The sequence below is a fragment of the Sandarakinorhabdus sp. FBCC-B8862 genome (assembly GCF_059745315.1).
Window position 1 is genome coordinate 224147 of the sequence record NZ_CM185574.1, and the last position, 12922, is coordinate 237068.

The 12922-nt window shown below is 67.1% G+C and carries 14 protein-coding genes; 7 read left to right on the forward strand and 7 right to left on the reverse strand.

The features are described from left to right. From AC6BOR_RS01180 to AC6BOR_RS01190, 3 genes are all read left to right on the forward strand, one after another. Positions 1-1203, forward strand: coding sequence for a type III PLP-dependent enzyme (locus AC6BOR_RS01180; RefSeq protein ID WP_498059415.1), 1203 nt, complete (start codon positions 1-3; stop codon positions 1201-1203). Between the two features lie 122 nt (positions 1204-1325). Then, positions 1326-2408, forward strand: coding sequence for a 1,9-bis(guanidino)-5-aza-nonane synthase (locus AC6BOR_RS01185; protein ID WP_086118024.1), 1083 nt, complete (start codon positions 1326-1328; stop codon positions 2406-2408). Between the two features lie 58 nt (positions 2409-2466). Beyond that, positions 2467-2913 (forward strand): MAPEG family protein, encoded by a 447-nt coding sequence (locus AC6BOR_RS01190; protein WP_498059416.1) that lies wholly within the window; start codon positions 2467-2469, stop codon positions 2911-2913. A gap of 137 nt (positions 2914-3050) precedes the next feature. On the opposite strand, the gene AC6BOR_RS01195 is transcribed toward AC6BOR_RS01190, so the two are convergent. The 3 genes from AC6BOR_RS01195 to AC6BOR_RS01205 are packed head-to-tail and all read right to left on the reverse strand — an operon-like array spanning position 3051 to position 6252. Continuing rightward, positions 3051-3647: a YdeI/OmpD-associated family protein gene (locus AC6BOR_RS01195; RefSeq protein ID WP_498059417.1), complete on the reverse strand. Its 597-nt coding sequence runs from the start codon at positions 3645-3647 to the stop codon at positions 3051-3053. 26 nt (positions 3648-3673) lie between these two features. Next, complete coding sequence (locus tag AC6BOR_RS01200; protein WP_498059418.1) at positions 3674-4867, reverse strand: class I SAM-dependent RNA methyltransferase; 1194 nt, start codon at positions 4865-4867, stop codon at positions 3674-3676. A 2-nt stretch (positions 4868-4869) separates the two neighbouring features. Further along, positions 4870-6252: an NAD(P)H-hydrate dehydratase gene (locus AC6BOR_RS01205; protein WP_498059419.1), complete on the reverse strand. Its 1383-nt coding sequence runs from the start codon at positions 6250-6252 to the stop codon at positions 4870-4872. A 111-nt stretch (positions 6253-6363) separates the two neighbouring features. Here AC6BOR_RS01205 and AC6BOR_RS01210 point away from each other — a divergent pair, with 111 nt between their 5' ends. Genes AC6BOR_RS01210 through AC6BOR_RS01220 form a run of 3 tightly spaced genes read left to right on the forward strand, consistent with a single transcriptional unit; the run spans position 6364 to position 8335 of the window. Next, positions 6364-6708, forward strand: coding sequence for a hypothetical protein (locus AC6BOR_RS01210; protein ID WP_498059420.1), 345 nt, complete (start codon positions 6364-6366; stop codon positions 6706-6708). After that, a complete protein-coding gene (locus AC6BOR_RS01215; protein WP_498059421.1) occupies positions 6705-7850 on the forward strand; it encodes a glutathionylspermidine synthase family protein in 1146 nt (381 codons plus the stop codon). The genes AC6BOR_RS01210 and AC6BOR_RS01215 overlap by 4 nt, the downstream gene beginning before the upstream one ends. Next, positions 7847-8335, forward strand: coding sequence for a GNAT family N-acetyltransferase (locus tag AC6BOR_RS01220; protein ID WP_498059422.1), 489 nt, complete (start codon positions 7847-7849; stop codon positions 8333-8335). The genes AC6BOR_RS01215 and AC6BOR_RS01220 overlap by 4 nt, the downstream gene beginning before the upstream one ends. Here the strand turns inward: AC6BOR_RS01220 and ilvD are convergent. Then, on the reverse strand, positions 8332-10050 hold the full coding sequence (ilvD, locus tag AC6BOR_RS01225; RefSeq protein ID WP_498059423.1) for a dihydroxy-acid dehydratase: 1719 nt from the start codon (positions 10048-10050) through the stop codon (positions 8332-8334). The two genes, AC6BOR_RS01220 and ilvD, sit on opposite strands and share 4 nt — an antisense overlap. Positions 10051-10246: 196 nt before the next feature. Between ilvD and AC6BOR_RS01230 the strand changes: the two genes are divergently transcribed. Then, complete coding sequence (locus AC6BOR_RS01230; protein WP_498059424.1) at positions 10247-10627, forward strand: VOC family protein; 381 nt, start codon at positions 10247-10249, stop codon at positions 10625-10627. Here AC6BOR_RS01230 and AC6BOR_RS01235 read toward each other — a convergent pair. The 3 genes from AC6BOR_RS01235 to AC6BOR_RS01245 form a co-directional block, all read right to left on the reverse strand. Next, on the reverse strand, positions 10624-11352 hold the full coding sequence (locus AC6BOR_RS01235) for an N-formylglutamate amidohydrolase (RefSeq protein ID WP_498059425.1): 729 nt from the start codon (positions 11350-11352) through the stop codon (positions 10624-10626). The genes AC6BOR_RS01230 and AC6BOR_RS01235 overlap by 4 nt on opposite strands. Positions 11353-11477: 125 nt before the next feature. After that, the gene (locus AC6BOR_RS01240) at positions 11478-11777 is read right to left on the reverse strand and encodes a hypothetical protein (protein WP_086117436.1); all 300 of its coding nucleotides are present in this window, start codon (positions 11775-11777) and stop codon (positions 11478-11480) included. 329 nt (positions 11778-12106) lie between these two features. Further along, a complete protein-coding gene (locus tag AC6BOR_RS01245; protein WP_498059426.1) occupies positions 12107-12922 on the reverse strand; it encodes a 4-(cytidine 5'-diphospho)-2-C-methyl-D-erythritol kinase in 816 nt (271 codons plus the stop codon).

The following is a 12922-nucleotide window of genomic DNA, read 5'->3' on the forward strand; positions in this document are numbered from 1 at the left end:
TTGCTCAAGCACCATAACGCGCTGGGGGTAGCGCTGTCTCTGCGTCCGACGCAGCCAGCCACCCTTGTTCGCCCGCACGCCGCACGCCGCGCTGCCCGTTTCTTCATGTCGAAGTTTCCGGGCACGTCGATGTATGCCGTGAAGGCCAATCCCTCGCCCGATCTGATCCGCACTCTGTGGGATGCAGGGCTGACGCATTTTGACGTCGCCTCCATCGCCGAAGTGCGGCTGGTGCGCGACGTGGCGCCCAACGCCACCTTGTGCTTCATGCACCCGGTGAAGGCGCCCGAAGCCATTGCCGAGGCTTATCACACCCACGGCGTGCGCGTGTTCAGCCTCGATTCGGTTGAGGAGCTGGACAAGATCGTGGCGGCGACCGCGCGTGATGGCGTGGCGGCGGCCGATCTCACCCTGTGCGTGCGGCTGCGGGTGTCGTCCTCCCACTCGAAACTGTCCCTCGCCTCCAAGTTCGGTGTGCCGGCCGATGAAGCCGCCCCCGTGCTGATGGCCGCCCGCCAGGTCGCCGATGCCTTGGGCATCTGCTTCCATGTCGGCAGCCAGGCGATGAGCCCCCAGGCCTATGGCGATGCCCTCGCCCAGGTGCGTGCGGCCATCGTGGCGGCGGGTGTGACCGTTGACATCGTGGATGTCGGCGGCGGCTTCCCGTCCGTCTATCCGGGCATGGAGCCGGGCCGGCTGGAAGCCTATTTCGAGGTCATCCACCGCGGTTTCGAAGCGCTGCCGATTTCCTATTCCGCCGAGCTGTGGTGCGAACCCGGCCGCGCGCTGTGCGCCGAATATTCATCGGTGCTGGTGCGGGTGGAAGCGCGCAAGGGCGATGTGCTCTACATCAACGATGGTGCCTATGGCGCCCTGTTCGATGCTGCGCATATCGATTGGCGGTTCCCGGTGACGCTGGTGCGCGAAGAGGCATCGCGGGCCAAGACCATGGAGTTCAGCTTCTGGGGCCCGACCTGCGATGACATGGACTATATGCGCGGTCCCTTCGCCCTGCCGGCCGACATCGCGGCTGGCGACTATATCGAGATCGGCATGCTGGGCGCTTATGGCGCGGCCATGCGCACCGGGTTCAACGGCTTCACCGCCGGCGAGACGGTGATGGTTTCGGATGAACCGATGGACACGCTCTACGCTGTCACGGAAGAGTCGCCGGACAAGATTATCCAGCTGCGCCAACACTGAGTCTTCAGGCCCCCGCATCGCTTGCGGGGGCCGCTTCCCCGCTCGGCGCCGGACTCCCCCGGCCGCGGGCGGCGTTTCGTTCGGAACGCCGGGCCATCACGCACTTTTCCGGGAGCACACCCATGAGCACCGAAACGCTGAACCATGTTGTGACCGAACTCAGCCCGGCCGAGCGCCAGCGCAAGGCCGAGCTGCTGTCCACCCTGGTTGAACATATCGACATCACCAGCTTTGACGCCCGCCCGATCATCGACGGAATGTCGAAGATGAGCTTCACGAGCCGCGATCTGGCCCGCGCCACCGCCATCTACAACCAGATGCTGCAGGACCCGGATTGCACCATCTTCCTGGTCATCGCCGGCTCCACCTCGGCCGGCGGCTGCATGGATCTTTATGCCGAGCTGGTGCGCAACAACATGGTCGACGGCATTGTCGCCACCGGCGCATCGATCGTGGACATGGATTTCTTCGAAGGCCTTGGCCACAAGCATTATCAGGCCCTGGAAGTGCCGGATGACGACACGCTGCGCTCGCTGCTGATCGATCGCATCTATGACACCTATATCGACGAAGAGGCGTTGCAGCAGACCGATCACACCATCGGCGAGATTGCCAACACGCTGGAACCGCGTGGCTATTCGAGCCGCGAGTTCATCCGCGAGATGGGCAAATATCTGGTTGAGCACGGCAAGAAGGACAACAGCCTCGTCAAGCTCGCCTATGAGCATGATGTGCCGATCTTCTGCCCGGCCTTTGTCGACAGCTCGGCCGGGTTCGGCCTCGTCAAGCACCAGGTGGACCGGGCCAAGGCCGGCCAGCCCTACATGATGCTGGATGCCATCGCCGATTTCCGTGAGCTGACCGAGATCAAGATCAAGGCTGGCACCACCGGCCTGTTGATGATCGGCGGCGGCGTGCCGAAGAACTTCATCCAGGATACCGTTGTTTGCGCCGAAATCCTGGGCCACCATGATGTGGAAGTGCACAAATATGCAGTGCAGATCACCGTGGCCGACGTGCGCGATGGTGCCTGCTCGTCCTCCACGCTGCAGGAAGCGGCCTCGTGGGGCAAGGTCAACACCGGCATCGAGCAGATGGTGTTCGCCGAAGCCGGCAGCGTGATGCCGCTGCTCGCCAGCGACGCCTATCACCGCGGCCACTGGAAGACCCGGGCCAAGCGCGCTTGGGGGAAGCTGTTCGCCTGATTTGACTTCCGGCCAAAATGAAACAACCCTCCCTGTCACAAACAGGGAGGGTTTTTTCATGGACACGCACCAACCGATCCTGCTGCCGATGCTGGTGCTGGCGGGCTGGACGATGATTGTCTGGCTGTGGATGTATGCCACCCGCTTGCCCGCCATGTCGCGCGCCGGGATCGACGGCACCAAGATGGTGGGCAGCACCGGCAAGAGCCTGCGCGATGATCTGGTGGCCGCCGGCGAGGTGAAGGCCAGCTGGGTGGCGGACAATTACAACCATCTGATGGAGCAGCCGACGCTCTTCTATGCCACCGTGCTGGCGCTGGCGCTGATGGGCGCCGGGACCGGCATGGCGGTGCAGCTGGCCTGGGGCTATGCGATCTTGCGTGTGCTGCACAGCCTGGTGCAGATATTGTCCAACCGGGTGCTGGTGCGCTTCCTGGTGTTTGCGCTGGCTTCGCTGTGCCTGTTCGGGCTGGTGGCGCTGGGGCTGGGCGCGGCGATGGCATAGGGCGCACGGCGCGGTCTTCCGCCAGAGGGGGAGGCGCAAGGGGCTGGTCCGAGAATATCGAGTTCAGCGCCTGCGGGCCCCCTCCGCCCTGCGGGCACCTCCCCCAGAGGGGGAGGATCTTCAGGCGAACGTCGGGCTCAACATTTCTCATATTTCCAGTTGAGTCGTTTGCCCTCGGCCGCCTGGGCCACCGTGGTGTCGATGCGCTTGGCGCGGGTGGCGGGTTGCTTGGCGCTGGTCACCCATTCCAGATATTCGCGCCGGCAGCCGGGCGGGAAGCTGGCGAAGTGCGCCTGGGCTGAAGGGTTGGCGGCCAGCGCTGCGGCCAGATCATCGGGCATGGCGATCTCCGCCTTCGGCGGGCGCGGCAGGCGGGCAGATTGGCGCATGCCGCCGCCGCCGGCCGCAATCAGGGCCAGTGCCTGGTTCAGCCGCTCCACCAGCGTGGCATCTGAGGGCAGATCAGCCCGGCTGGCCAGCTTGCCGAGGTTGCCCATCCCCTCTCCGCTGGCCATCGGGCTGCCGTCGAAAATGCCGATGCCGGCATGCGCCTTGAACGCGGCCATCATGGCAAGCGGCCGCCCCTGGAATTCGAAGAAGGGCATGCCCCATTTGATGGTTTCGCTCGCATCCGGCACATGGGCGTGGATGAGGCCACGCAGATGGTTGAGGATCGGCTGGGCAAACGCGGCCCGGGCAGCGATATAGGCGGTGACGCGGTCATCGGTCGGCATGGTGAACCCTCCCCTGCTGCGCCAGACTACCCCCGTTCGAAGCGCGCCACCAGTTCGACGTGGGAGGACCAGCGGAACTGCGCCACGGGCCATAGGGTCGTCAGCCGCCAGCCGGCCTCCATCAAAATCTTCGCATCCCGCCCGAACGTGTTGGGATTGCAGGAAACAGCGACAATCACCGGCACCGCGCTGGCGGCCAGCGCCTTCGCCTGCGCCTCCGCCCCGGCGCGCGGTGGATCGAACACCACGGCATCGAGCCCGGCCAGTTCCTTGCCCGAAAGCGGTCGGCGGAACAGGTCGCGGTGTTGCACCTCCATGCGCCGGCCGGCGCGGCGGGCGGCGGTGCCCAGCGCCATCACGGCCGGGCCGGCGGCATCGACCGCCTGCACGGCAGCCGTGGTGGACAGCGGCAGCGCGAAGGTGCCGAGGCCGCAGAAGAGATCGGCGACGCGGCCGGCGTTGCCCACGGCTTCGCGCACGGCGGCAACCAACGCCGCCTCCCCTTCACGCGTGGCCTGCAGGAAGGGGGCGACCGGCAGCGCCACCTCCACCCCGCCCATGGCCAGCACCGGCGCCCGGCGTTCGACCAGCGTGTCGATGCCGCCGGGCCCTTCGATCGACAGGCGGGCGAGATCATGGGCGGCGGCAAAATCGGTGAGCGCCTCGATCGCGGCGAGGCCTTCGGCGCTGACATTGGCGAGCAGCACATCGACCCCGCTGTCAGACGCGGTCAGCGCGATGCCGGCGCCCTGCCCGTCCTTCAGCCGGGCCTTCAGCAGGCTGCGCAAGGGGACCAGCAGCGCCATCAGTTCGGGCGCCAGCACCGGGCAATCGCTGATATCGACCAGGGCGTGCGTGCCCTCGCTGTGGAAGCCGAGGCTCAGCTTGCCGCCGCGCTTCAAGGCCTTCAGGCTGGCACGGCGGCGGCTGCGTGGTGGGGACAGCGCCACGGTACGCACATCGGGCGGCAACGGCACGACGCGGGCCAGGCGATCAATCACGAAATCGCGATAGGCGGCCTCGTCGAGATGCTGGAGCTGGCAGCCGCCGCAGGCCGGATAATGGGCGCAGGCCGGCGCTGCGTGGTGCGGGCCGGGCAGGATGCGCGGCGGATCGCTGCCGAAATCGATCAGGTCGCCCACGGCCGCCAGCGGCACGAAGCGGCCATCTTCGGTGATGCCGTCGCCGCGTGCGGCCAGCCTGACGATGGGGACGGGCATGGTCACAGCCCGGCCAGCACCTCGGGCAGGATGGCGACGAGATCATCGGCGATGCCGCCCGGCCCCAGGCGCAGGCCGGCATCGCCATGCAGCCAGGCGGCGGCGCAGGCGGCTTCGAACAGGGGCTGGCCCTGGGCGAGCAGGGCCGCGATCATGCCGGCCAGCACATCGCCCGAACCGGCGGTGGCCAGCCAGGCGGCATTGTGGTTGTTGAGCGCCACCCGGCCATCAGGGGCGGCGATCACCGTGGTTGGGCCTTTCAGCAGCACCACCGCCTCGGTGATGCGGGCGGCCTGTTGCACGGCAGCAATCACGTCATCGCCGATGGGGCCGAACATCTGGACAAACTCGCCTTCGTGCGGGGTGAGCACGGCCGGCGCGCCCACCGGTTCTTCGGCAAGCAGGCGCAGGGCGCCGGCATCGATGACCAGCGGCTTGCCGGCCCAGGTGAGGCGTTTCAGCCAACCGCGCGCGCGCGTGTCGGGCAGCATGCCGGGGCCAATGATCACGCTGCCCAGCCGCCGGTCGTTCAGCAGGCTGGCGGCTTCCTCGTCATCACGGCGCATCACCGCCATGGCGGGCAGCTCCGTGCCCGGCCCGGCAATGGTGACAAGGCCAGCGCCGCTGCGCAGTGCCGCGAGGGCCGACAGGCGGGCGGCACCACCATGGCCGGCCTCGCCTTCGACCATAAGCACCCAGCCGCGGTCATATTTGTGGGCGATCCGGGCGGGGCCGATCAGGCGCGGCGCTTCCACAAGGGCCATATCGGTGGTGACCGACAGGCCGATATCAACCACGGCCAGGCGGCCGGTGTGGGCCGGGCCTTCGCCGAGCACATGGCCGGGCTTGGCCGCAGCAAAGGCGATGGTGAGATCGGCCACCAGCGGCCGGCCCAGTGCGGTGCCGCGATCGGCGTGGAGACCGGAGGCAATGTCGATCGCCACCACCCGGCCCTGCCCGCGCAACCGGTCGAGCACGGCTTGGGTAGCGGCATCCAAGGGCCGGTCGAGCCCGATGCCGAACAGCGCGTCGATGATGAGCGGTGCGGCCGGGGCTTCGGCCAGCGGCACCACCGGTCCGGACCAGCGCGCGGCCATGGTGGCAGCGGGCTCGGCCCGGGGCGGTGCATCGGCCGCAACGGTCACGGCAACGCCGGCCGCAGCCAGCGCGATGGCAATGCCATAGCCATCGCCGCCGTTGTTGCCGGTGCCGCACAGCACGGTGGCGCGACGGGCCGGCAGATGGGCAAGAATGGCCCGGGCCGCGCCGTCGGCCGCCCGTTCCATCAGGGCAAGCGCCGGGGTGCCGCCGGCAATCGCGGCGGCTTCGGCGTTGCGCATGATGGTTGCGGCCACCACGGGCAGGCCGGCACGGATTTCGAACATGGGCTGTTCCTTGCAAAGCGGTCGGGGCGAGGCAAGCCCCCTGCCCGGGCCCCCGGCGAATTTTCCATCACCACCACTGGTGACGGCCGCAGCGCGCCCTATATTGCCGCCATGCGCCGCTTTTCCGCACCCCGCCGCCCGCCGGCCCTGCCGCTGGTTGGCCTGGTTTCGGCCGCCGTGGTGGGCGGCTGCACGCCCGACATGGATGATGCCACCACCCGGCTGTGCCGTGATGGCATGGGCCGCCGCGTGGCCGAGGCCAACTGCAGCAGAAGCGGCAGCGCCGGGCGCGGCTTTTCCTATGCCTATGTCGGCCGGGGCCAGCCGATCCCGGCCGAAGGCGCCAGCATCGGCACCTATCGCGACAGCCCCGGCAATGGCGAGGTGCGCAGCCCGGAAGGCCGGGTGGTGCGCGGCGGCATCGGTGGTTCGGCGCGCGGCAGCGTTTATTCATGAGGCGCATCATATGCACGCCGCGCCCGGACTGGCCGGCGCGGGTGAGCGCGCTGGGGTTGGTGTGGCACAGCCAGGCCGATGGCCGCCCCTATTGGGATGAAAGCGCCGCCTGGCTGTTCACGCCGGATCAGGTGGCGGTGCTGGAGGATGCGACGGCCGAGCTGTACCGCCTCTATCTCGCGGCCGGTCAGCATGTGATCGATCATGACCGGCTGGGCGAACTGGGCATTCCAGCCTTCTGCCACCAGGCCATCCGCGACGCGTGGGAGGGTGCGCCGCGGGCGCTGAACCTCGGGCGGTTCGATCTGGCGTGGAACGGCGAAGGGCCGCCCAAGCTGCTGGAATATAATGCCGACACGCCGACCAGCCTGCTGGAGGCCGCCGTGGTGCAGTGGGACTGGAAGGCTCAGCTGTTTCCCGCCAACGACCAGTTCAACAGCCTGCACGAGGCGCTGGTGGCGCGCTGGCGCGAGATTTCCCCGCCGCCGGGCACCAGCCGCCTCTATCTGGCAGGCATGGCCGAGGCGAGCGGCGAGGATGCGGTGACGCTTGCCTATCATGCCGATTGCGCGGCCGAAGCCGGCATCGACACCAGCCTGATCGCCATTGACGACATTGGCTGGGATCCGGCGCTGCTCCGCTTTGTCGATCTGGATGGCCGGGCCATGCGGGCGATCTTCAAGCTCTATCCGTGGGAATGGCTGCTGCGCGATGCATTTGCGCCGCAGGTGCTGGACAGCCTGTCTGACACGCTATGGATGGAGCCGATCTGGAAAATGCTGTGGTCCAACAAGGCGATGCTGGCGATCTTGTGGGAATTGTTCCCCGGCCATCCCAATCTGCTGGAAACCCGCCGCATGCCGCTGACGGGCGCGCAGGTGGAAAAGCCGATCCTGGGCCGTGAAGGCGCCAATGTGCGGATCATCGGCAATGGGGTGGAACTGGCCAGCGATGGGCCCTATGGCGATGAAGGCTTTGTCTATCAGGCGCTTTATCTCCTGCCCGGTGCGGGTGACCAGCGGCCGGTGATCGGCAGCTGGACGGTGGATGGCGCGCCGGTGGGCATCGGCATAAGAGAAGATGGCGCCATCACCGGCAATCTGGCGCGGTTCGTGCCCCATCTGATCAGGGAGGCTCCATGAGCGGCATCACGGTTCGTCCGGTCACCAGTGCCGATGCTGCGGAACTGGCCGAATTGCTCAATGCCATCATTGAACGGGGTGGCACCACGGCGCTGCAGGTGCCCTACACGCCGGACGGGCTAAGCCATGCCTATCTCACCGGGCCGGATGTGATCTGCTGCTTCGTTGCAGAAGCCGATGGCCGGTTGCTGGGCTTTCAGACACTGGGGCGCTATCCCGGCCTGCCGGATGATGTGGGCGACATCGGCACCTTTGCCAGGGTGGGCGGCACCCAGGCCGGTGTGGGCAGCGCGCTGTTTGCGGCGACGAGGGACCGTGCCCGGCAGCTGGGCCTGTCGGCGCTCAACGCCACTATCCGGGCCGACAACGCGGGCGGCCTCGCCTTTTACAGCCGCATGGGTTTTGTCGACCATGATGTTCTGGCCTGCGTGCCGCTCACTGACGGCACGCCGGTTGATCGGGTGCGAAAGCGTTATCCCCTTTAAATATCGGCAAACATGTGGGTTTCGGCCTTGGCGCCGGGGTGGGTGACGGCGCCCAGCCGGGCCGGGCCGACGGTTTGCGCGAATTTCCAGATGGCGCCGGACTGGTAATTGGTGCTCCGCGGCTGCCAGTTGGCGCGGCGGGCGGCCAGCGTGGCCTCGTCCACATGCAGATCGATGGTGCCGGCAACGGCATCAATGCTGATGATGTCGCCATCCTCGACCAGCGCGATCGGGCCGCCGTCGGCCGCTTCGGGGCCGACATGGCCGATGCAGAAACCGCGGGTGGCGCCCGAGAAACGGCCATCAGTGATCAACGCCACTTCGGCGCCCAGGCCCTGGCCATAAAGCGCGGCGGTGGTGGAGAGCATTTCACGCATGCCCGGCCCGCCCTTGGGCCCTTCATAGCGGATGACGATCACACAGCCCTTTTCGATGCCACGCTCTTCGACTTGCCTGAAGGCATCTTCCTCGCAATCAAACACCCGGGCCGGGCCGGTGAAGCGCAAATTCTGCATGCCGGCCACCTTCACGATGGCGCCTTCGGGAGCGAGGCTGCCCTTGAGGCCGACGACACCGCCGGTGGGGGTGATCGGGTTCGCCACCGGATAGATGACCTTCTGGTTGGGGTTCCAGCTGATCTCCTCGATATTCTCGGCCAGGGTCTTGCCGCTGACCGTCATGCAATCGCCGTTGATGAAGCCGGCGTCGAACAATGTCTTGAGCACCATGTAGACGCCGCCGGCATCATACATGTCCTTCGCCACATATTTGCCGCCGGGCTTGAGGTCGGCGATGTAGGGCGTGGTCTTGAAGATTTCGGCCATGTCGAACAGGTCGAACTTCACGCCGCATTCGTTGGCCATCGCCGGCAGGTGCAGCGCGGCGTTGGTCGAACCACCGGTGGCCGCAACGATGCGGGCCGCATTTTCAAAGGCTTCTCGGGTGCAGATGTCACGCGGGCGCAGGTTGCGCTCAATGAGTGTCATGATCTGCTTGCCGGCGGCGATGGCGATATCGGCGCGGCTGCCATAGGGCGCGGGGGCCATGTTGCTGTTGGGCAGCGACAGGCCGATGGCTTCGCCAACGCAGGCCATGGTGTTGGCAGTATATTGGCCGCCGCAGGCGCCATGGCCGGGGCACGCCACCTTTTCCAGCGCGGTCAGCCGGGTGAGCGGGCAGTTGCCGGCGGCATGGCCGCCCACCGCCTCGAACACGTCCACCACGGTCACATCCTTGTCTTCAAAGCGGCCGGGCAGGATGGAGCCGCCATAGACGAAGATCGACGGCACGTTCAGCCGCAGCATGGCCATCATCATGCCGGGCAGCGACTTGTCACAGCCGGCAAAGCCGATCAGCGCGTCATAGCAGTGGCCGCGCATCGACAGTTCCACCGAATCGGCAATGCAGTCCCGCGACACAAGCGACGCTTTCATGCCCTGGTGGCCCATGGCGATGCCGTCGGTGACGGTGATGGTGTTGAACCGGCGCGGCATGCCGCCGGCCTCGTTCACGCCGATGCGGGCCGCATCGGCCTGGGCATCCAATGTGGTGTTGCACGGCGCCGAATCATTGCCGGCCGAGGCGATGCCGACGAACGGCCGGGCAATCTCCTCCTCCGACAGGCCCATGGCATAATAGTAGGACCGGTGCGGCGCCCGCTCGGGGCCGACCGAAACATGGCGGGATGGCAGTTTTGACTTGTCGAATCTTGTCATTTGAGGGCCTCAATCGATAACATTATTGCCCTGCCAAAGCGGGGCGTGCCGGTCAAGCCGGTTATGGCCCCATGCTGGCCGCATACAAGGCGCGGCACGTGCATCATGCCCGGTTTCAGCGGTGTAAGACAGCGCAGCGCTTGCCGAACGGCCGGCGGGCGCGCAGGCTGCTCAAAATGGGCAGCAGGAGCAGACCATGGGCGTGGAGGGCATCGGCGGCATCTTCTTTCGGGCGCGCGATCCGGAAGGCTTGTCGGCCTGGTACAAGGCGCATCTCAACATCGGGGCCGGCTGCAACGCCGATGCCACGGGGCCGGTGGACGAATGGGCGTGGATGACGATGGCCGGCCCGCTGGTGTTCGCCCCCTTCCCTGCCGACACCGCCTATTTCGCGGCGGACAAGGCGTTCATGCTCAACCTGCGCGTGTCGGGCATCGATGGCCTGATCGCGGCCTTGCGCGCTGATGGCATTGCCGTGGAAACGCGCGACGAATGGGATGCGCCGGAAACCGGCCGCTTTGCCCGGCTGCACGATCCGGAGGGCAATGCCATCGAGCTGTGGCAGCCGCCGGGTTAGGCCGTGAACGAGAGCCCGCGCCGCACGCTTGTGATGCAATCGGCAAGAATATGCGTCCAGCGGGCGATGCCGGCCTTGTCCGCCAGACCGTCGTTGCGCACCTCGATGCCGAGATAGGGGATGCCAGCCGCTTCGGCGTGACGGTCCATCGTGTAGTTGAGGTCGCGGCCCGAATAGGGCTGGTTGTCGCCCACGTGGAGCCCGCGCGCGGCCAATGCGACGAGGCCGCGGCGGGCGGCGCGGTCATCCTGATTGTAGAGGATGCCCACCGGCCAGGGGCGCTGCTCATCGGGCCGCGTGGCAAGCTGCGGCGTGAAGCTGTGGATGGAGATGATCAGCGCCGGGCGCCTGGCGGCGATTTCGGCTGCAATCACATCATGATAGGGCACATGGATGGCGGCCACGCGCAAGGCCCGTTCGGCATCGGGCAGGTTCCAGTTGCCGGGAATCATGTGGCCATCGCTGCTGGCTGGCACGGCGCCAAGATCGGCCGGATCGCGGTTGAGATCGACAACCAGGCGCGAGACGGTGGCGATGATGGCCGGGGCAGACAGGGTGCGGGCCAGACGGCGGGTGAGCACATCGGTGCCGATATCCACCGCGACATGATCGGCCATCAGCGCCGGCGGCACGCCCAGATCGATGCCGGGCGGCACATCGGCAGAGGCATGATCGGCGATCAGCAGCAGATCGGCGGTGCCGGGCAGGATTTCGGGCAAGCGCATCGCGCTGTCCTTACCGGAGTGCAGCCAACAAGAAAATGGCCCGGCGGGGGGCCGCCGGGCCATGAAGTTCATCCTTGGGTGAGGATGGAAGGGAGAGAAAGGCCCGGACTGGCCGGGCCAGAGGCTTACTGGCCGGCGACGGCGGTCGGCAGGGCAGCCAATTCGGTGCCGAGCAGCTTGGCAGCGGCGGCAAACTTCTTGCCGGCTTCGAACTTGGCATCGGCTTCGCACAGCTTTTCACCGGTGGCGACCAGCTTGATGGCCTTGCCGGCTTCTTCGCCGCCCTTGGTGGCAGCCAGGGTGCGGATCTGGGCCGGGGTGGCCTTGCAGCTGACTTCGGCGGCGTTGGCCGGGGCGGCGGCGGCGCCAACGAAGGTGGCGGCGGCGGCGATGGCGAACGGCAGGGCGATCAGACGGTTGAACATGGTGCTTCTCCTGTTGCAGCGGGGGTTGGCCGCAGAGCTTTGAAATTCCGGCTGATCTGAACAGTGCTGGCCGGCCCGAGGGGGGAGGGTTGAGCTCGGCTGAGCACTGCTCAAATCAACTGAGGCCGGTTTAAGCGTGGCTCAGTTCCTCGTCAACAGCTATTTTGAGCGTCAATCAGCTTGCTGCAGTGCGGCACAGCAATATCAACGATTTGGACAAATGACGTAGGGGTTTTTACGGCGTCGCACCCATGCCGCAGGCGGCCTTTTCGAGCACGACTCAGGCGACGTTTCGAGTCGCGCTTCAATCTGTTGAGTGCGACTCGGGTTCAGCGAATCGCCGTGGCGCAAATCCACCAGCCGGTGCCCGCCAGCGCGTCGGCCGTGGCCGCCATCTGCTCCGGCGTGGCAAAAAGCGCGAGGCAGGTGGCACCCGAACCGCTCATCCGTGCCAGGATCGGATCGTGGGCCGCAAGCTGCGCCAGCACATCGGCGATCACCGGCTGGAGGGCAACGGCGGCGGCCGTCATGTCGTTGCGCAGCGCGCTCAAGGGGGCGGAACGGTCGATGCCGCCGCGATCCTGCCTGTCCCACCCGGCGAACACCGGGCCAGTGGGCACCGCCACGCGCGGGTTGACCAGCAGCAGCGGCGTGCCGGCCATGCTGCCGGGCCAGGGCGACAATTGCTCTCCCTTCCCGGCCCCGAACATCGTCTGGCTGTGGACGCACACCGGCACATCGGCCCCAAGCGGTTCGGCCAGCATCGCCAGCCGATCGAGCGGCCAATCCAGCCCCCACAGGCGATTCAATAGCCGCAGCGCCGCCGCCGCATCGGCCGAGCCACCGCCAAGCCCGGCTGCGACCGGGATGCGCTTTTCCAGATGCAGACGGGCACCGGCGCTGATGCCGGCCGCCGTTGCCAGGGCGCGGGCGGCGCGCAGCACCAGATTGTCATCGCCGACATCGGCCGCGGCGGCCATCGGGCCCGAAAGGGTGAGGCTGAGCCCGTCGGCAGCTTCGCCAGTGAGCGTGTCGCCAAACTCGGTGAAGGCGAACAGGCTTTCCAGATCATGATAGCCATCAGGTCGCCGCCGGCGCAGGTGCAGCGCCAGGTTGATCTTGGCCGGGGCGGGTTCGTGCAGCAT